The 19,659-nt window shown below is 44.4% G+C and carries 12 protein-coding genes; 6 read left to right on the top strand and 6 right to left on the bottom strand.

The features are described 5' to 3' along the window. Nucleotides 1-18 precede the first annotated feature (18 nt). The 3 genes from QUB33_RS03775 to QUB33_RS03765 all read right to left on the bottom strand — a co-directional run bounded on the left by QUB33_RS03775 (nt 19) and on the right by QUB33_RS03765 (nt 8,411). Complete coding sequence (locus QUB33_RS03775) at nt 19-687, bottom strand: TdeIII family type II restriction endonuclease (protein ID WP_333347531.1); 669 nt, start codon at nt 685-687, stop codon at nt 19-21. Nucleotides 688-857: 170 nt separating this feature from the next. Continuing rightward, nucleotides 858-2,357 (bottom strand): response regulator, encoded by a 1,500-nt coding sequence (locus tag QUB33_RS03770; protein WP_333347435.1) that lies wholly within the window; start codon nt 2,355-2,357, stop codon nt 858-860. A 9-nt stretch (nt 2,358-2,366) separates the two neighbouring features. After that, nucleotides 2,367-8,411 (bottom strand): AAA family ATPase, encoded by a 6,045-nt coding sequence (locus tag QUB33_RS03765; RefSeq protein WP_333347432.1) that lies wholly within the window; start codon nt 8,409-8,411, stop codon nt 2,367-2,369. Nucleotides 8,412-9,020: 609 nt separating this feature from the next. On the opposite strand from QUB33_RS03765, the gene QUB33_RS03760 reads away from it, so the two are divergent. Next, complete coding sequence (locus QUB33_RS03760) at nt 9,021-9,194, top strand: hypothetical protein (RefSeq protein WP_333347429.1); 174 nt, start codon at nt 9,021-9,023, stop codon at nt 9,192-9,194. 645 nt (nt 9,195-9,839) lie between these two features. Continuing rightward, the gene (locus QUB33_RS29630; RefSeq protein WP_445299502.1) at nt 9,840-10,013 is read left to right on the top strand and encodes an SDR family NAD(P)-dependent oxidoreductase; all 174 of its coding nucleotides are present in this window, start codon (nt 9,840-9,842) and stop codon (nt 10,011-10,013) included. A gap of 183 nt (nt 10,014-10,196) precedes the next feature. On the opposite strand, the gene QUB33_RS03755 is transcribed toward QUB33_RS29630, so the two are convergent. The 3 genes from QUB33_RS03755 to QUB33_RS03745 form a co-directional block, all read right to left on the bottom strand. Beyond that, complete coding sequence (locus tag QUB33_RS03755) at nt 10,197-10,679, bottom strand: Hsp20/alpha crystallin family protein (protein ID WP_333347426.1); 483 nt, start codon at nt 10,677-10,679, stop codon at nt 10,197-10,199. Between the two features lie 85 nt (nt 10,680-10,764). Further along, nucleotides 10,765-11,049, bottom strand: coding sequence for a hypothetical protein (locus QUB33_RS03750; RefSeq protein ID WP_333347423.1), 285 nt, complete (start codon nt 11,047-11,049; stop codon nt 10,765-10,767). 155 nt (nt 11,050-11,204) lie between these two features. Continuing rightward, on the bottom strand, nt 11,205-14,414 hold the full coding sequence (locus QUB33_RS03745; protein WP_333347420.1) for a glycoside hydrolase family 15 protein: 3,210 nt from the start codon (nt 14,412-14,414) through the stop codon (nt 11,205-11,207). Nucleotides 14,415-14,525: 111 nt separating this feature from the next. Between QUB33_RS03745 and QUB33_RS03740 the strand changes: the two genes are divergently transcribed. The 4 genes from QUB33_RS03740 to QUB33_RS03725 form a co-directional block, all read left to right on the top strand. Next, entirely contained in the window at nt 14,526-14,663 is a 138-nt protein-coding gene (locus QUB33_RS03740; protein WP_015178876.1) for a hypothetical protein, read from the top strand. Nucleotides 14,664-14,992: 329 nt separating this feature from the next. Continuing rightward, on the top strand, nt 14,993-15,724 hold the full coding sequence (locus QUB33_RS03735; protein WP_333347416.1) for a WecB/TagA/CpsF family glycosyltransferase: 732 nt from the start codon (nt 14,993-14,995) through the stop codon (nt 15,722-15,724). A gap of 292 nt (nt 15,725-16,016) precedes the next feature. After that, on the top strand, nt 16,017-17,741 hold the full coding sequence (locus tag QUB33_RS03730) for an AAA-like domain-containing protein (protein ID WP_333347412.1): 1,725 nt from the start codon (nt 16,017-16,019) through the stop codon (nt 17,739-17,741). Further along, the coding region (locus QUB33_RS03725) for an AAA-like domain-containing protein (protein WP_333347528.1) at nt 17,741-19,659 on the top strand (1,919 nt) is incomplete at its 3' end. The genes QUB33_RS03730 and QUB33_RS03725, both read left to right, overlap by 1 nt.

The following is a 19,659-nucleotide window of genomic DNA, read 5'->3' as shown; positions in this document are numbered from 1 at the left end:
GAAGAAACTCATACTTTACTAAAATCCAAAAGCAAGAGCATCAAGCATATGCTTACCCTTCTCCCGCCCAACTTCTTGATATATATCCAAAAGTTCTTCGTAGGCAGTCTCTCCTCCTATGATATGCCAAAACTCATGTCCCATGATTACAGCTTGCTCAAAAGGCGTATACTTCCTTGCCACTGACCATTTATAATCTGAACGATTTGACCCGTAAGGATTGTAAGCCATAGCATAATAAGATTGAGCACCGGGGCGAGACAGTCCGCACAGTAAATGATATCTCAGCAGGCGTTGAATTACCTCCAAGCATTGTCCTTTGTTGGGTTTCGATCCTTTAATTTCAAAGAAAAATTTCCTGCCGTCACGGGATAACACGTACAAATCTCCTTGGATCGATCGCCTAACTAAATGGTTAGTTTTTTGATCCTCAAGAACAGCTTCAATCATTTCTTCAAAAGCAGGTTTATTTCCATTTTTGTCGTCTGACTGTTCAAATAGCGCTATCTGACGCTCAATTTCATTGATAGCCTCTATGCTAACTTCGCCAGAAATTTCATAGCTTCTGCTTGCTTCTTGGTGATGTTCCAAAGCAATGAGTTTTGCACATTCTTCATAAGTTGTACCCAAGCTGCTGCTGAAAGCTCTTTCAAACTCGTTAATCCGTAGCAAGTCTGACGGGACGATCGCACACAGTCCCGGCGACCCCTGGATTTTTTAGTTTGTCACCCCTGGGATGACGAGCGTTGGTGAGGAAACTTGACAAGCAGCGGCCACACAACTTTTTTTAAGCTGGCTAGATTGGGGAGTAGTTTAAAAAATCAACCCGATGGATTCATTAACTTTTTTGCAGAACATCAAGCTGACAGCGACAAGACAGGAGACTCCTGCCGAATCGGAATCTCAATAATAAACTCTGTTCCCCCCCCTGGTGCAGAAATACACCCCAAGCTTCCCCGGTGTTTTTCCACTACAATTTGCCAGCTAATCGACAACCCAATCCCTGTGCCCTTACCGGGGGGTTTTGTCGTAAAAAACGGGTTAAATACGTGGCGACGAACCTCTTCCGAAATCCCTGGCCCATTGTCCACAATTCGGACAGCTACCCAATTGCTGCTTGTTACTTCTGTGCTAATCCGAATCACGCTAGGATTCGCTTTAATTTCTTCTAGCGATCTCTGCGTGTTCCACTCGTCAATAGCATCGATCGCATTTGCAAGTACATTCATAAATACCTGATTCATTTCTCCCCCATAACAGTCCACTTCGGGCAGGTTTGGGCAATAGTCCCGCACCACTTCAATCGAGGGGCGGTCTGAGTTAAATTTTAGTCTGCTCTGTAAAATCATCAACGTGCTGTCCATGCCTTCGTGAAGGTTGACCGCTCTCATTTCATATCCTTCTTGCCGTGCGAATAGGCGCAAAGATAAAACGATTTCGCGGATGCGATCGGCTCCTAAGTACATCGATTTGAACAATTTAGGCAAGTCGTCTTTGAGATAATCTAGCTCGCTGGCTGCGATTTCTGCTTGTATATCTGGAGCCGGATTAGGATAGTGCTTTTCGTAGAGGTCAAGGATAGTGACCAAAGCTTTTGAATATTCCAGAGCATAGGAAAGATTTCCATAAATAAAATTAATTGGATTATTGATTTCATGGGCTACGCCAGCTACGAGTTGGCCTAGCCCGGACATTTTTTCGCTCTGAATGAGCTGGCTTTGCACCTGCTTGAGTTCGTGCAGGGAATTTTCGAGCTCTAGGGCTTTGTGCCGCTCTCGCGCTTCCGATGCTTGCAAAGCTGCTTCTGCAAGCTTGCGTTCAGCAGCCTCCTGCTTGAGGCGTTCATTCGTTTGGGAAAGTTCAGCGGTGCGCTCTTCTACTCGCGTCTCTAGCTCTTGTGCCAAAACTTGTAGGTCGGCTTGCGCTCGCTCGCGCTCGACAATTTGCGCCTGAAGCTGTTTAGTTAGATTTCGCATATTCAGGTGCGTGATAGCGCGAGCTAAAACTTCTTCGTGTTGAAGGGGCTTAGTGATATAATCAACTCCCCCCACATTAAAGCCTTGGACTTTGCTTTCTGTATCGTCCAACGCGGTCATAAAAATGACTGGGATATCTTTAGTTAAGTCATTCGATTTCAGATTTTGACAGGTTTTAAAGCCGTCCATGTCTGGCATCAGAACATCCAACAAAATTAAATCCGGCTGGCAATATTGCACTTTTTTGAGAGCGCTAGACCCACTGCGAGCTACCCAAACAGTGAAGCCAGATGCGGTCAAAAAATCCAATACTGAACCCAGATTAGTGGGCGTATCATCCACAATTAAAATGGTTCCTCTGTCTAAAGATTCGCTAGTCATTTTTAGTCCTCATCTAAACTGTTGAACAAATTCTACTAATTTGTCTTCTTCAAAGTTTTTGCTTAATTCAAGCAACTGATTAGCAAAAAGTGCATAACGCATATCTATTGCCTTCAGCTTGCTGGCTCGCTGCTCAATACTGAGGAGTTCACCTTTCATGGCTAAATCGAACAGGATTGCAACTTCTTCCGAAGGGGGAGCAATCAGTTGTTGGTCTTGGATTTTGGAAGAGGCATCGGTGAAGATACCTTCTGAACTGAAAGTTGTTCGCTCCTCATAAACCCATTCTAAACTTAAATGGTTGCCCAAGCATTCTAATAACTTTTCTGCCCGAATTGGTTTGAGGAGAAAAGCGTTGCAACCAGCCTGGAAAATGCTATGGGGATCGCCGGATAAAATGCTAGCAGAAGTTCCGATCGCGATTACATCTTTCAATGGAGGGATTTTTCTGATCCGTCTCACCGCTTCAAAGCCGTCCATGACTGGCATTACTAAGTCAATTATAATACAGTCCGGTTGAAATAACAGCGCTTTATTCACGCAGTCTTGACCGTCCGTTGCCTCCATTAATTCAAACCCGATAGGAGCTAAAAGATTAACTAAGACAGAGCGATTTTCCCAGCGATCGTCAACTACTAAAATTTTCCGCCGATCGCCTGAGAAACCCCTAATAATTTTTTCAGGTTCTTTTTGATACCCTTCCCAGGTTTCGGTAATAGGCAACTCTAACTCAAACCAGAAAATACTGCCTTTACCTAAAGAGCTTTGTACTTTCAGTTCGCCGCCCATCATCTCCACTAATTGGCGACTAATTGGCAGCCCTAATCCTGTCCCCTCTATTTGGCTAACTGAACCGCTGGCTTGCTCGAAAGGCAAAAATATTTTTGAGAGTTCCTCCGGCGCGATGCCAATGCCTGTATCTTCTACTTGGAAAATAAATTTCGCTGTTAGGGATTGGGGATTGGCGATTGGTGATGACAAAGATGGCTGAGTCTCCAGTCTGTCTACTTTGAAAGTAACGCCTCCTTTTTCGGTAAATTTTATGGCATTGCCGAGTAAGTTGATGAGAATTTGCCGCAACCTTTTTTCATCGGCTTGGACGCAAGTGGGAAGTGGAGTTAGCGGTTCGTAAATCAAAGAGATTCCCTTCTGTTGGGCGCGAATCTGGCAGATTTCAGTAATGCCTTGGAGAAAGTCTGACAGGTGAAACTCGGTGAGGTAGAGTTCCATTTTTCCGGCTTCGATTTTGGAGAGGTCTAGAACGTCATTGATCAGAGTTAGGAGGTGTTCACCACACTGATGAATGATGTTAATACCAGACATTTGCTGACTGGTTAAATCTATGTCTCGTTTGAGGATTTGGGTATAACCTAAAATGCCGTTGAGCGGTGTGCGAAGTTCGTGGCTCATGTTGGCGAGAAATTGGCTCTTGGCGCGGTTTGCGGCTTCGGCCGCTTGCTCGGCTCGCTGTCGCTCTTGAATTTCTACTTCTAGGTGCGTATTTTTGGCTTTTAATTCCTCGGTTCGCTCTTCTACTTTGACTTCTAAAGTGTGATAGAGGTTGGCATTTTCTAAGGCGATCGCAGCTTGTCCCGATAGCATCCGCAACACTTCTACCCGCTTCGGCGTGAAAGCGCCAGCAATCACGTTGTTTTCTAGGTACAGGATGGCACTTAACTTACCTTGATATAGGATAGGCGCACACAAAATTGATTTTGGTTTGTGTTGGGCAATGTAGGGGTCGGCGTTAAAGATTTCCTCGCGGCTGGAATCATTTAAAACGACATCTTTCTGAGTTCTGGTGACGTAATTAAGTACCGAGATAGGAACTTGCCCAGAAGTTGATACTGGCAAAGATTCTAGCACTCGGATTTGATCTTTAGTCCCCGCCGCTTCTATAACAAGTTGACCCTCTTTTGAAAGAATAAGCGATCCAGTTTCAGCGCCTGCGTTTTCTATCAAAATTTTCATTAACTTGGTGAGCAAGTTAGGTAGAACAATTTCGCTAGAAATGGCACTAGATGCTTTCATTACAGTTGCCAAGTCTAGCAACTCTGTTTGACCGCCTGTAATGGTCAAAGGAGCAATTGTCATCGTAGGGTTGAAAGGGGTTTCGGTGACCACAGAGGATCGCGCTATTAATTGCGGGTATTTTTCTTCTAGATGTTTAACTTTACCTAAAGCTCCCCAGCGCATATAGGCATAATAAGCATCGGTCATGTAGGTGCGGGCAATCTTTTCTTTACCCCATGACAAATAGAATTTGGCAGCGAGTTCATGAGCTAGAGCTTCTTCGTTGATGTACTCGTTTTCTTTCGCAAGAGCGATCGCTTTGTCGTACATCTCGATCGCCTCTAATTTTTCCCCTAAAACCCGATGCTTTTCTGCCTCTACTAAATAGAATTTGTGCAAATGATTCATTGGGGCATAATGTGCCCATTTTTGCAATTTTTCTTGATTAGCTTGTATTCGGTTAAGAATGTCCTGTTGGTCGGACGGCGAAGTTTCAGAATACACAGCTAGCCGTATTAGAGAATCGTAGAAATAGAAAATAACAACAGTTAGCTGCCCTGTAGATGAGCCGAAAGAACTTTCTACTTGAGGGATGTTTTTTAAGGCTTCCTGGTAATTATCAAACACATAACAAAGCGCAATTTTGTGCAAGTATAAGTAATGAATTGCCAGTTGATTGTTGGTTTGCTGGTATAGCGGCAGCATTTTGTCTTCGTCGTATACTTCCCCCTTTAACTGGCATAGATTTTCACTTCTTCCCATCATGTTTAAGACGGATTGCCAACAGATTTTTGTATTATTAAGCGCAGTTTTTTGGCTGATTTTATGAAGTGCATCTGTGTAAGTTGCTATCTCTCGTTCAAGTTGCATTAGTTGCTTGCCAACAAAAAACGAGTAATGACTCCACACCATGACGGCATAGCCAGCATATTCTAAATCTCCAGTTTCCAGCCCGCTAGAGAAAGCTGACAGGAAAGGTTCTAAGGTATTCCGGACGTGTTCTTTCCAATGTTGAACGGCTGCATACACTAAGTGGCAAGTCTTGACTTCGATTTCTTTGGCATTTAACTTTGACACTAGACGTAAAGCTAATTGGCCCAACTCATAGCCCCGCTCAATATCTCCTACCGCCCCGCAAAGAAGAAGACTATATACCGCATATGCAAAGGGAGACACAGAAGCATTGCCATATTGAACGGATAAATTGACCTGTTTGCACACTGTTAAAGGCACCAGTACGGGCATCCCAGAATAGCAAGCAGAAAATATACTTGACAAAATCCTGATCGCTGCTAATTGATAAGGATCGGTCATTTCAGGCAGATCGATTAAGTCCTCAATTCGGGTTCCGCTCAAAATTGCCGCAGTTTCCCCCAGCGCCTGCCCAATATCAGATGGGTTTGGCGAGTCGGGAAACTCTACCTCCAACTGCTTTAAGACTTGCAGCCCAGTATTCAATGCTTCGAGCAGCTTGTTCTGCGCCATATAAGCTTGAATCTGGATTTCGTACACTTTTACTATGTCTAATAGCGTTTTGGCGCAGTTTTGTACTATCTCAACGAATCTCTGCATTCGGTCAAAATCACCACTCAAATATGCTGACTCTGCTGCTTCCTCATGCAGCCTTAATGCCAGTTCATACCGATTGTCCCAACTATCTACCGCTAGCAGAGATAAACCCACTTGCAAATATTTGACGGCAGAATCGTGGGCTGTAGCAGCTTTCGCTTTCTGACCTGCAATCAGATTCAATTCGGCTAGTTCATATTTTTGGGATTCAGTGGTAAGTAATTCAGTACCATAATTGAGTTGGTTAACTAAAGCGAAAATATTTTCTTTTCGGTCTTCTGGCGTTGTACTTTGCAGCAGCAGTTGACCGATTTTTAAGTGGGTCTCTTTTTTCTGCTCATCTGGAATCAAAGAATAGGCAGCTTGCTGCACTCTGTCATGTAAAAACTTGTAGTCAACCTTCACATCAGTTAAGGTAAAACCGCCCGATTCTTCCTGACTAAATACGAGGGGAATTTTGTATTCATTGCTCAAAGGTAAAATCAACCCAGCTTGAAGTGCTTCCCACAATTGCGCCGCCGTGATTAAGGATGATTCCTGATTGACAATCGCCAAAACTTCTAAGTTAAAAGTGTTGCCAATACACGCAGCAAATTTTAATACTTTTTGTGTATATTCTGGCAATTTGCGTATGTTTCTAGCAATCAGTTCTACAACATTGTAATCGGTGATGCCGATCGCTTGAATTTGCTCGATATTCCATTGCCAGACGCCAGAATAGAAATCATAACTCAACAAATCTTCTTGATACAGAGTTTTGAGGATTTGACTTAAGAAGAAAGGATTGCCCTGCGTTTTATTAAAAAGTAGAGACGCGAAATTTCGCGTCTTTACAGACAGGGATTCCGAACCGCCCGATTCATTTAAGGTATCCGCAATTAATTCTTCGACATGAACCAGGTGTAATGGTTGAAGGACAATATTATTCACCATCGCACCCGTTTGGCGAATCTTGTCAATCGTTTGAATCGTTGGATGCGTGGGAAAAACTTCGTTATCTCGATATGCCCCAATCAGCAATAAATACTTGCTATCAGAATCAGTTATTAGCAATTCAATTAATTTCAACGATGCCGAATCCGCCCACTGCAAGTCATCGAGGAAGATAACTAAGGGATGGTCAATAGTCGTAAATACGCCAATGAATTGTTTAAAGACGCGACTGAAACGGTTTTGAGCTTCAGTTGCCCCTAGTTCTGCTACGGGTGGCTGTTTGCCAATAATTAATTCGACTTCAGGGATAACATCAATGATGACTTGTCCGTTATCGCCTAAAGCGGATAACAGTTTTTCTTTCCAAGTTTGGATTTCTACTTCGCCTTCGGTTAGAAGTTGCTGAGTTAAGGATTGGAATGCTTGAATCAGGGAAGCATAAGGAATATTGCGCTTGAACTGATCAAATTTCCCCGCAATAAAATAGCCTCGTTGCCGCACAATGGGTTTGTGAACTTCATTGACCAACACTGTTTTGCCTATCCCGGAATAACCGGAAACCAGCATTAATTCGGTGGTACCACTGGCAACGCGCTCGAAAGTTTCTAGAAGATTTTTAATTTCTTGGTCGCGACCGTAGAGCTTTTGCGGTATATTTAATTGCCCTGCTTTATCCGCACTTCCAACAACAAAATTGGAAATATATCCGCTAGCCTGTAGCTTTATCAAGCAAGTTTCTAAGTCAAATTTTAGTCCTTCAGTGCTTTGGTAGCGGTCTTCAGCATTTTTAGCTAATAACTTCATCGCAATCGCTGAAATTTGTGGTGGGATTTCAGAATTTAGCTGGTGAGGGGGAATGGGAGTTTTGGCAATATGGCTGTGTACCAATTCCAGCGGGTCTGTGGAATTAAAGGGCAACTCGCCTGTGAGCATTTCATAGAAGGTAACGCCTAGTGAATAAAAATCAGTGCGGTAGTCAATTGACCGATTCATCCGGCCAGTTTGTTCTGGCGACATATAGGCGAGTGTGCCTTCGAGCAAATCTGGATGGCTGAGCGTCGAATTTTCTCGCTCCAGGCGCGAAGCGATGCTGAAATCAATAATTTGAACTTTTTCAGTGGCTGGGTTGATGATAATATTTTGTGGCTTTACATCTTTATGAATAATATTATGTTTATGGAGTTCTGCTAAGGCAGAGACAAGCTGGAGACCCAAAGAAAGAAATTGAATGATTGTGAGCTTTTTACCCTTCATCCAATCGTTGAGAGCCTGGGAGCCTGAATCTTCTAATATCAGTGCTAAACCGTTTTTATAGCTTTCTAAACTAATGGCTTTGATAATCGCTTCTACGTTCAAGCTCTGCAGAATTTGATATTCGTGCCGCAAGCGGGTGATGTCCGAAAGAGTGGGATACTCAGCCTTTAGCGTTTTGACGATCACGCTGGAAAAGTCTGAATCCTTCCGAGCGCGATCGACTGAAGTTCTTATCCCGCTGTGGAGGGTTTCAACGAATTGATAGCCAGCTAAGTTGATAGTCATTGTTGTTCTAGCGATCGCAAGGGAATTGAGTGTGAGGTTAAGGCCGGTTTTAAAACTTAATTATTATTGGAGCTGATCGTAACATAGTAATTTACTCAACCAAAGTGAGCTCATGTTTCGCTTCTGGCAATCATGGCCTCATGAGATTGTGTTGTTAACTGTGCTGCCTCAAGGCGCGTTTTAGGTGTTTGTTGGGGGATTAGTTGGCTGCACTTTCAAGGGGGGTGTCGATCGAGTGTTTTGCCGTTGCTGATAATTATCGTTGTCAACCATCACCTCAAACCGAATCATCTATCCATCCGCAAGCCGAACAATCCCAATGAACAGGCGGCGTTTCATACTGGGCGTAAGTCATTTCACATTGGGGATACCGGCCACTAAACAGTGGGTGGGTATCCAAAAGTTCTAACTGTTTTTCTTTCTGGTGTCCACCGCTGCCTCGGTTGCAGAATCAATTCGCCACCATTGTAGCTTGCCCCTTCGAGTTCCCACAGTTCATCGGGTTCAGCGTTGGGGTCTGCTCAAAAGTCGGGGCAAGTGTCGGTGTCTGAGCCTGTGGGATGAACTGCACAGATTAAGTGTGGGTTGCGGGCGATCGAGGAGACAGCGATGGCTCCGCCCCGGCTTACGCCTACGCATTCGGGAAGTTTGGGCATGGCGGGCGTGTTGGGGTTTTGGTTTGGGTTTAGTTTCCCAAAAATTGGGCTGTTGGTGGCGATCGTACTCGCGTCAAAACATTCCTGCCTTACCGTTATCAACGATATTGGGCAAAAACAGGGCTAGCTATCGCGACTGCGAGTTACTTGAAAACGCATGAGAGTGAGCTTACCGCCAACTGTCATGCTTTGTGTCAAATTCTAAATTAACGGCATCACTGTTCAGGTTAATTTCTTTAGCGGTCACACAACCACCAAACGCTGTCCAAAAACCAGGGCGTGTACCCGCACAGCGAAACGTGGACGCAGGCTGTTAATCCCTCACCCTCTTACCAATGTCCCATGTGCTCACGCCCTTGGGTATGAAACAAAATATGCCTCCCTCGGTTGGATTGCTGTTTTTTAGCGGGCGTTAAAATTGATAGTTAAAATTGACGATAAAATTCAAGCAATGACCGTAGCTTTCATTGACCTTGAACGCATTCACAGTTTACAGTGTAAAATTACAGCCAAAAGTTTAGGTTAATTGGACTGGCAATACGACTGTGCAAATGGTATAGCCTTTCTCAGTAACATGAGGTGCTCTGGCGGGCATAGGGCATAGGGCATAGGGCATAGGGCATAGGGCATAGGCCTCCGTGGGCATCAGTTGCGAGCGGTGTGTACCTCATTTTATTGAGAACCGCTATAGCTCCAAAATTTAAAATAGAAAGGAGAGCGATCGCATAGTTGGCAAAACTTGGAGAATAGGTGGAATTAGCGGTATTTTGCAATACTAACTCTGCTTGCCAATAAGATTGCACTTGTCACAGGTAGCTTGAAAGGAATTGGTGCTGGCATCGCCCTTGAATTAGCCAAATCGGGTGCAGATATTTGTGTCAACTATTGCGATTATCCAACATCTGCACTCGAAGTAGTCAACCAGATTCGCTACACCTATAGGTAGCTTTTCTAAGGCTTTCCCAAATAAAAAATACCGAGAGCAATTGTAGCTCCCGGTATGAGTTTTTCCAATTCCGTTGTTGTTAGGTAAATCCAATCAGGCTCAATTTGGTAAAATTTGTCTCACTCAATTAAGCGCAGCCTTCTGCGTACTGAGTTCACCATTCGTTACACCAAACGCCGATCGTTATTGGTTAGCCTGTTCTCGGGCCGGATTCCCTGGAGTTCCAGCAATTTGACCCAAGTTAATCTTGACGACTTTATTGCGAGCTTCAGTCACTTTGGGCAGGGTTAGCGTTAGAATGCCATCTTTGTATTCAGCTTGCACAGAGTCGTTTTGAATGTGTGCGGGCAAGGGAAGCACGCGGTGGAATTTGCCATAGCGGAATTCAGAGCGGACGTAGCCGGGTTTTTCGTCTGTGTTTTCGTAGCGGCGTTCGCCAGAGATAGAAATTGCTTCGCGAGTGACTTGAACGTCAATGTCTTTGGGTTCAATTCCAGGCAGTTGCGCTTTTAATACGAAGTTGTCCCCAGCATCAGCAAATTCCACAGCGGGCACCCAAGTGGCTTGTGAGTTATCTTTCGTTGTTGCCCGTTGGTCAAAAACTTTATCGAGTTGCTGGCGGATCGTTTCAATTTCTGTGAATGGTTGCCAATAGCGCATCAACATAATCTGTCACCTCAAAGATTGGTAAGACTTTATAACGAAAGTTTGGGTTGAAGCTCGTTGCTTACAGTTATCATGATGCCGCTTTCTAAGTAAGAGCAACAGCCAGGAAAACCCCACTGAGTTGGTCGTATTTACCAGAATGAACGTGAAAGACAGAATTAACTGGCAGTAAAGAAAACCGTACAAAACTATTCCTAGAAACCGACAATACTGTGACAACGCCATGATGAGCCAGTCTCAGAACTCTGCACAGCGCCAGCCTCGCAGGAAGGAGCGCTGGTGTTGCCAACCGTACAAAAAATGCGGTGCGGGTGATGTGTAGCACGGTAAGGAGGTGCAGAGCGGGCGTAAGCTGCTTTGTAATAGCCATGGCTCGCTCTCTGAGGGATCTCGCATAATCCCGATCGAGCTTAAATATCTCCCTTATTTCTTAGTCCGCAGAGGCGGACTTAGTTTGTGTAGTTGCGCTTTCAACCGCCGAACTATCGTCGAGGTGGTAGCTTGTATTAACCAGTCGCACTCAATCTATCCAAATTTCGTCAAGAACCGGAAAGCATCGAGTACGTGACTCGCGCAAACGTAAGGCGAAGTATTGTAAAAAGCTTGCCAAGCCGCCGCTTTATCTTCGTCGTATTTACCGGCTCTTTCCGGGTATTTTCCTTGCCAATTCAGCCGGACTGCGTGACCGACTAATACATCTAAAACGATGTATTCTTCTACTTGCAATTCGGGGTTGCGCTGGGCGATCGCCGCCAACTCCATCAGCGCCTCAATATTGACTTGTCGGTATTCCGGCGCCACAATCTTATTCAGCAAATGCTCGATTTGTAGCGCGAAATTCTTTTCTCCCGGCGTCATTTCCGATAATATAATATGGCTATCTAACCGATTGCGCCGCTCTAATTTGTCGCCAATTATCAAGCCTTTGCAGTGCCGCAGCAGTCCCCAAACACTCGGATAAAAATCCTTCGGTACGCGATTGACTGCACCTTCCATTTGCCGCTTCCGCCGCCATCCTCCCGCAAGCATTTGCGTTTCTTCGGAAACTGGCGCTACTACCCATTCAATATCTTTTTCCTGCTGTTTGACGCGCAGGGATTCTTGCTGTTTGAGGATTTGATTCATTTCCTCGTATTCTGTCAACACTTGGCGCAGGCGATTTTTGATTTCAAAGGGACTTAGCTGCATTAAATGTTCGTAAGCTTCATTTTGGGTCACTGCCAATTCGCGGGCTAATTCGCTGGTTAACAGCAGAATAAAGTAGCTAACTCTCAGTGTCAGCAGACCTTTAAATAAGTGGGGTTCTGCTTTAATTAGGACGCTGAGGTAAATTAGAATTTCTTGGGTGAGAACTCGATCGCGAATATCTTCTCCGCAGAATTGGCGAATTTTGTCCATCACTTCCGTGTAAGAACCTGGTCGCGAAATTATCGAATCTTCGCTGTAGGCTTTCCCCACAGCAATTTGTTTTTGCCGCACCAAAATATCTGTCACCGCATCGGACAAGCTAATATCAACTTTGTCCAGCAAACCTGCGGCATGGCGGATGACTGCCCATTGGATTTTTGATTGCGAACTTTCTCCAGCTTTTGTATAAACTTCGTTGAGCAAATCCACAACTGTAACTGTTTCTTCGGCACCTCCAAATCCTGTATCAAAATTTAATCCTTTGAGTCTAACTAAGGTGTGCAGCAACTCTATTTGTTCGTACAAATTTTCTGAATTCCGCAGGCTAGTTAGCAAGAATTGAGTATTAGTTTCACACTCTAATTTAAATTCTTGCGTGTGACCTAAAGGCCAAGTTTTTTCAGAATTGTAAGTTAGATAGCTGCGCGTTTCTACTGCACCTGTCACCGGAGATTCGGTAAATTCAAAATCGTGCATGAGATCAATTCTTTCGGTGCCGGCAGTCAGCATTAACTGCTTAAGATTTCCGAGTTTAACTGGCGTGTTGTTACAGTGTCCATCCCGGAATTCCTTCATTAATTCTAACAACGCTTCCCGGCCGGTTTCCAGCATCGTGTGAGTGAGCATCAGCGTTACCGTAGGGCGTCCCAACTGATACCAGTGGCGGTGAATGTGAGCTATTTCGCTCTTGATTTGAGCTACTAAAAAATGGTAATCTAAAGTTAAGTAAAACTCTTGTCTGTTCAAAAATGAGGGGAGAAATACGATCGCCTCTTCGCGAATTTTAAACACCCGAGAAGTTGTTAAACTCCGCAAACGGCGCACGGGGCGGCCGGTTAAGCCTAATTGGTCGTTGCGTCCAATTTGCGTGTAAATAGCTGATAATTCTTTAGTCTGGCGGACTTGAATTGGTTCTACCTGTTTTGGGGTTTGGGCGGCAATGCCGTTAGCGGCTAATTCTGCTTGCAAATCTTCGTCTTCAGCTAACAGTGCAATTTGCACTAAAGGTTCTCTCTGTTGGCCCACTGAGAGGTGCCTTCCCAGCGGGTCGATGTCGCCAACTGCGATTAATCCTTCGTTCAGCAATTGACCGAGAAAATACAAACTTTGCGCCCATACGAGGGGAATATTTTCATTGGGTAAGCGCTGCTGGCTGCGGGGATTTAGCTTTTCTGCTTCTATATTTTCGGCGGGGACGTAGTACAATTCGGGTAGCAGCGGCAAACCAGAGCGATCGACTGCTAGAGATTCCAAACGCTGCTGGTACTCCTGCACTTGGGCTTGATTTCCCTGAAATATGCCGTCCAAGAATAAATAAGTGAAAAATAGCGGCCACTCGCATTCAATGTGCTCGAACTGCCTTAATTCTGTGGGTTCGTAGTGCAGGCGATCGGCATCTTCCAAAACTGTTTGGTGTCCGTCGCGCAGAAACCGCTTGCAGCCGTATTTTCCTTGCAATTTGTCAATAATCTTATTTCGAGTCCGTTCTATTAATTCTCGATCTTCCACAGCAAAAGCCGGAAAACTAATCACGCTTAATAAAGCGGCATCTACTTCTTTTGAACTAGATTCGCGAGGCAAAAGCGATTCCAGAGTTATGCGACTTCTGGCAATTTCGTCTGGCAAAACGTGAATAACTGACGCTTGAGAACCTTTAATTCCGAACAAATCTAACCCATTTATTGCTTCCAGGGCGGCTTTTGCCATGCCAACTGAACTGGCGTTCAATTCTGCATTGCCGCGATTGATTTTATGACCTCTTTCCCAAATTCCGTAATCCGGCGTGCGGTAGGCTCTACCGATGTAGTAAACTAAATTTTGCACGAAATTGACTTCATCAATTGTAAAAATTACGTGCAGCCCGGAAGCCGTCATTTGAGCAAGAATTAATAAGAATATAGATGTAGCGTCTAACTGTAAATGTCCCCACTGGTCATCACCGACAACAATACTTCCAGTTTGAGTATTGTATTTAGCGTGCAGGGCATCTAGCGGCGACTGAGTATTTTTAAAATGTTCTACTTTGCTCGATTGCTGCATCATCGCAAACAGCAAGCCGCGCATCAGTTTGACTGTGCTGTGTTCGAGTTCAAATGTTCTCCCCTGATCGCCATCAATTTTGCGATAAGCTAAACCCAAACCCCAAACTGCGAGAATACTGTACACATTGTCGCGCACCCAGGCATCGGTGTAGTCGCCGTGAGCGTTAACGGCGGTACTCGCCGGCAACAAACCAGTAATTGGGTTCTGGCGCTTGAGGATGATGGTTTTGATTTGCTGGTAGTAATAATCTAACCTGCTTTGCCGCTGGGTTGTTGCGATCGCCATTTCGTTTTCCTTCTTTTTCCTGATGCGAGCAGGTTTGCGGTGAATAGACTTTTAAATATATCCGATATTAGCTCATTTTTCAAGTTGTGCAAACACAAAAAGGTAATTGCCATGTCTACCCACAACCACAATAACAACAGCGTTCCTTTCGTGAAAGTTGTCTACTCTACAGTCAAAATTAATGGTAAAATTGAGCTCGTACCAATGGAATGGTACGCCGACGGCTCTGTCAAAAAAATCGAACACTAAGCAGGCGGTTACAAATAAATATTAGATAGAAGCGCGGGTGAGAACACTCATAAACTGGCTTATATCATAGATTTTTAGCTAAACCCGCGCCTACCAGATACTATGTTTTTTGGCCCTTACCGGCTTGATGCTCGATCGCACTTTACACGAAAACTCAAGAGACTAGCACGCCGCGTACCCAAAACCCCGTTTCTGGGCCACGGAAGGATGACTTAACAGACTCTGTGTGGCACAAACCGGGTTTTTTGCGTCCAAGACTGGTCTAGCATCGATCGCCAATCTAAGCTAATTTAAATAACTAGGTGTGTAGGAACCTCAAAGAAAAAAATATGGATCGATCGCGCCCACAATTTTCAGTGCTGGGACTACCAGTTCACATATTAGATGATTATGCAGGTTGGCTGATGGAGCGCCTGCATCAAGGGTTAGGAAGTCACGTCGTGACGCTGAATGCTGAAATGGCAATGCAAGCCGAGCAAAATCAAGCTTTAGCAGATGTAATCCGCAAAGCGGAACTGGTGATTCCCGACGGTTCGGGAGTGGTGCTGTACTTGCGGCTGCGTGGCAAACCGGCACAGCGCTATCCGGGGATTGAATTAGCAGAATCGCTGCTGCAACAAGCCGGAAAATTGCCTGATTCGGAACCACTATTTTTCTTTGGAGGTTCCCCAGGAGTGGCGGCTGCGGCGGCCAAAACTTGGCAGCAAAAAGTTAACGGATTGTCCATTGCTTCTCAACACGGTTATCTTTCTGCCGATGAAGAGAAAGGCTTCCGTGAAAGCCTCAAACAAATGCAGCCCAAACTAATTTTTGTAGGCTTGGGAGTGCCACGCCAAGAATTTTGGATTGCCGAACACAGACACCTTTGTCCTAATTCGATTTGGGTGGGAGTTGGTGGCAGTTTTGATATTTGGGCGGGGACAAAAACCCGGGCGCCGGCGTGGTTTTGCGACAATCATTTAGAATGGTTGTATCGGCTTTATCAAGAACCTTGGCGGTGGCGCAGGATGTTAGCTTTGCCACAATTTGCATTGAAAGCTTTGGGGGATTTTCGAGCTTAAAAGTTCCCGCTAGAATCGGGTTTACGGGAGTTATGGCTGATATTGCCGATCGCGCGTGAACCCGCCGCTACAATAATTGTGGTTAATTTACGTGACATGATACAGTATATTCCCGTAGAGCTGGTAAACTTAATCTAGTAAGTAGATCGGCATGAAAAAACAATAATATCTTGTATGGGCGATCGCGATCCCATATCTATAAAAGCCCGCAGCAAAGCCTTGTCCTCTTCACTAGATATTCTTGGGGCCCAAAGGGAGTAATAGCGAATCACCTTTAGTCAAAGTCCCATTTATGAGTAGTTCCCCAAGAAAGAAAAAAACCATCTTGTTTTTGGCAGCTAACCCCAAAAACTCCACGCCCCTGCGCTTAGGTAAAGAGGTTCAAGAAATTGCCGATGGGTTGCAACGTTCTAAAAAGCGTGACAAATTTCAACTGGAGCAACAGTGGGCGGTGACACCCAGAGAAATGCAACGAGCAGTCTTAGATTTTAATCCAGAAATTGTCCATTTTTCTGGACATGGGGCAGGAGAAGGCGGGTTAGCCCTTGAAGATGACACAGGACAAATTAAGCTGGTGAATGCAAAAGCATTAGCCGGCCTCTTTAAACTGTTTCAGGATCAAGTAGAGTGTGTGGTACTAAACGCTTGTTATTCAGAAGTGCAAGCCAAAGCCATCGCTGCCCATATTCCTTATGTGATTGGCATGAACCAAGCCGTCGGTGATAATGCTGCCAGAGAATTCGCAGTAGGATTTTATGACGCATTGGGTGCCGGTAGAACTGTCGAATTCGCCTATGAATGGGGTTGTACCAGTATTAGTATGGCCGGCATTTCTGAAGAACTGACGCCGGTATTGAGGACAAAGCCTGATTCTCCTGTAGAGACAACAGTGGAAGGGAGAGAGGCTTTAGATGCAGCAGTGAGCGAGAATGTTGAATATCCACCTGTTGCGGTTGAAAATACCCGATCCATCACCTCACCGGCCATTTCAATTTCCAATTTAGATAACCCAGAAGGTTCCGTTAGCTTAGATTGTCAGCTATATATCGATCGTCCTCCCATCGAATCCGACTGCTACCAAACCATACTCAAACCAGGAGCTTTGATCCGAGTAAAAGCACCCCGTCAAATGGGAAAAACCTCTTTATTACAGCGCATTCTTCACCAGGCAAGAGAACAAGGACATCAAACTGCGTATTTAAACTTTCAATCTGCTGATGCAAGTTTTCTTACCAATATTGATGAGCTGTTGCAGTGGTTCTGTGGCGACATCACCAATGAATTAAACTTTGAATATCGAGTAGCAGACTACTGGAAACAAGGCATGGGGAGCAAGCAAAAATGCGGCAACTATTTTCAGCGCTATCTGTTGGCCACCATTACTTCCCCCTTAACTTTGGGATTAGATGAAGTAGATCAAGTGTTTCAACATCCCGAAGTTGCCCAGGAATTCTTTGGTTTACTGCGGGCGTGGCATGAAAAAGGGAAAAACGAACCAGCTTGGAAAAAACTGCGTTTAGTCATCTCCCATTCCAAAGAAGTTTATATTCCCCTCAATATCAACCAATCGCCGTTTAATGTCGGTTTACCAATTGAATTGCCGGAATTCAACCATCAACAAATTAATGAATTGGTACAAAAACATCAAGTGAATTGCTCGGCAAGTGAAATAGAACAACTAATAGGAATGGTAGACGGGCATCCTTACCTGTTAAGAAAAGCCCTCTATGAAATTGCTCGCGGTTCTTTGAACCTCAAACAATTTTTACAGATGGCACCTACAGAAGAAGGAATTTATGGCGATCATTTACGTCGCCATTTATTTAACCTCACCGCCGATCCTAATTTGGAAGCAGCAATGAAACAAGTAATTGCTAGTTCCCATCCGGTACGATTAGAAGCAAATCTAGCGTTTAAACTTCGCAGTCTGGGTTTGGTGAAACTGCGGGGTAATGATGTAATTCCTCTGTGCAATCTCTACCGCCTTTATTTTAAAGATCGCTTGGGAGTTCATTAATGAATGACAAACCTGATTTACATTACGAATATCAAGTAGGTGGTAGCCTACCTGTAGATGCACCAACCTATGTTAGGAGACAAGCTGACCGAGATTTTTATGACGGATTAAAAGCCGGAGAATTTTGTTACGTTCTCAACTCGCGGCAGATGGGTAAATCTAGCTTGCGGGTGCAAACAATGGCTAGATTGCAGCAGGAGGGATTTGCCTGTGCTGCCGTTGATATTACAGCAATTGGTACTGCAAATATTACTCCTAAAGAGTGGTATTTTGGAATCATTGACTCGCTGGTGAATAGTTTTGAACTCTACAATAATTTCGATTCTTATGAATGGTGGACGAGTCACGAACTGGTGTCTCCTGTCCAACGTTTCAGCAAGTTTATCGCAGAGGTATTGCTGGAATTTCTTGATAAATCTATCGTGATTTTTGTTGATGAAATTGACAGCGTATTGGCTTTACCATTTAATATTGATGATTTTTTTGCAGTAATTCGTGATTGTTTTAACCAGCGGGCAGACAAGCCTGAATATAGCCGTTTAACCTTTGCTTTGATTGGGGTAGCAACGCCTTCCGATTTGATAAGCAATCAGCTTCGCACTCCGTTTAATATTGGTCGTGCCATTGAGTTAACGGGTTTTCAATTAGCAGAAGCACAACCTTTGGCAGTAGGACTAGGAACTCAAGCAGAAAATTCTCAAGCGTTGTTAGAAGCGATATTATCTTGGACTGGGGGACAGCCATTTTTAACGCAAAAAGTTTGTAAATTGCTCAAAAACTATTTGAATTCAGAATTAACCGAAAATCAAAAATTAAAGCTCGAATATTCCCCAGATTGGGTTGCGACTTTAGGACAAAAAAAGGTGATTGAGAATTGGGAAGGACAGGATGAGCCAGAGCATTTAAAGACGATTAGAGACCGGATTTTACGCAGCAAACAACGTGCCAGTCGGTTGCTGGGTATCTATCAGCAAATTTTACAACAAAATCAGATAGCCGCTGATAATACTCCTGAACAAATGGAACTCCGCTTAACAGGTTTGGTAGTTAAGCAATCTGGTAAACTTAAAGTTTATAACCGAATTTATCAATCTGTTTTTACTGCTGATTGGGTAGAAAAACAATTAGCAAATCTCCGCCCCTACAGTGAAACTTTTAACGCTTGGGAAGATTCAGATTGCCAAGATGAATCGCGACTGTTGCGGGGTCAGGCTTTGCAAGATGCTCAAGCTTGGGCGGCAGGTAAAAGCTTAAGCGATTTAGATTATCAGTTTTTAAATGCCAGTCGGGAATTACAACAACGAGAAGTTGAACGAGATTTAGAAGCCCAAAGACAAGCCAATAAACTTTTGACAGAAGCAAATCAGACCCTCACTCAAGCCCAGAAAAAAGCACTAAAAATTAGGACTGTGACTTCCGTTGTAGCTGGGGTGGCTTTGTTAGTGGCGTTTGGAGCATCTTTTTTTACCTGGAAGCAAGTCACTCAAGCTAACCAGCAAGTCACTCAAGCTAACCAGCAAGTCACTCAAGCTAACCAGCAAGTCACTCAAGCCCAAACTTTAGCCAATGCCATCCAGGAAACGGCTTTTTCCACTCAATCATTGAGTTCCGGACAGACCTTTAAATCCCTATTGGAAGCCTTGCAGGCAGGGCAAACATTCAAAAAACTTGATGCTTCAGCCGAAACGACAAAAGATATTAAAGGACAAGTAATAGGGGTGCTGCAACAAGCATTTTCCGAAGTAAAAGAACACAATAGTTTGGAAGGGCATAGCCGTATGGTCATAAGCGTCGCCTTTAGTCCGGATGGCAAAACTTTGGCTTCAGCTAGCCATGACAAGACTATCAAACTGTGGAACCTGCAAACCCAAAAAGAACTCAAAACCCTTTCCGGGCATAGCAGTTTGGTCTATAGCGT

The organism is Microcoleus sp. B3-A4 (assembly GCF_036705385.1).
Lineage (GTDB): Bacteria > Cyanobacteriota > Cyanobacteriia > Cyanobacteriales > Microcoleaceae > Microcoleus.
The sequence above is the reverse complement of the archived record's forward strand: the minus strand, read 5'-3'. Positions and strand labels throughout refer to the sequence as shown.

What these genes read in the sequence shown, in the direction of transcription:
- QUB33_RS03770 (WP_333347435.1), bottom strand. Translation starts at nt 2,357, where the DNA reads ATGACTAGCGAATCTTTAGACAGAGGAACCATTTTAATTGTGGATGAT.
- QUB33_RS03765 (WP_333347432.1), bottom strand. Translation starts at nt 8,411, where the DNA reads ATGACTATCAACTTAGCTGGCTATCAATTCGTTGAAACCCTCCACAGC.
- QUB33_RS03760 (WP_333347429.1), top strand. Translation starts at nt 9,021, where the DNA reads ATGGCTCCGCCCCGGCTTACGCCTACGCATTCGGGAAGTTTGGGCATG.
- QUB33_RS03755 (WP_333347426.1), bottom strand. Translation starts at nt 10,679, where the DNA reads ATGTTGATGCGCTATTGGCAACCATTCACAGAAATTGAAACGATCCGC.
- QUB33_RS03750 (WP_333347423.1), bottom strand. Translation starts at nt 11,049, where the DNA reads ATGGCTATTACAAAGCAGCTTACGCCCGCTCTGCACCTCCTTACCGTG.
- QUB33_RS03745 (WP_333347420.1), bottom strand. Translation starts at nt 14,414, where the DNA reads ATGGCGATCGCAACAACCCAGCGGCAAAGCAGGTTAGATTATTACTAC.
- QUB33_RS03740 (WP_015178876.1), top strand. Translation starts at nt 14,526, where the DNA reads ATGTCTACCCACAACCACAATAACAACAGCGTTCCTTTCGTGAAAGTT.
- QUB33_RS03735 (WP_333347416.1), top strand. Translation starts at nt 14,993, where the DNA reads ATGGATCGATCGCGCCCACAATTTTCAGTGCTGGGACTACCAGTTCAC.
- QUB33_RS03730 (WP_333347412.1), top strand. Translation starts at nt 16,017, where the DNA reads ATGAGTAGTTCCCCAAGAAAGAAAAAAACCATCTTGTTTTTGGCAGCT.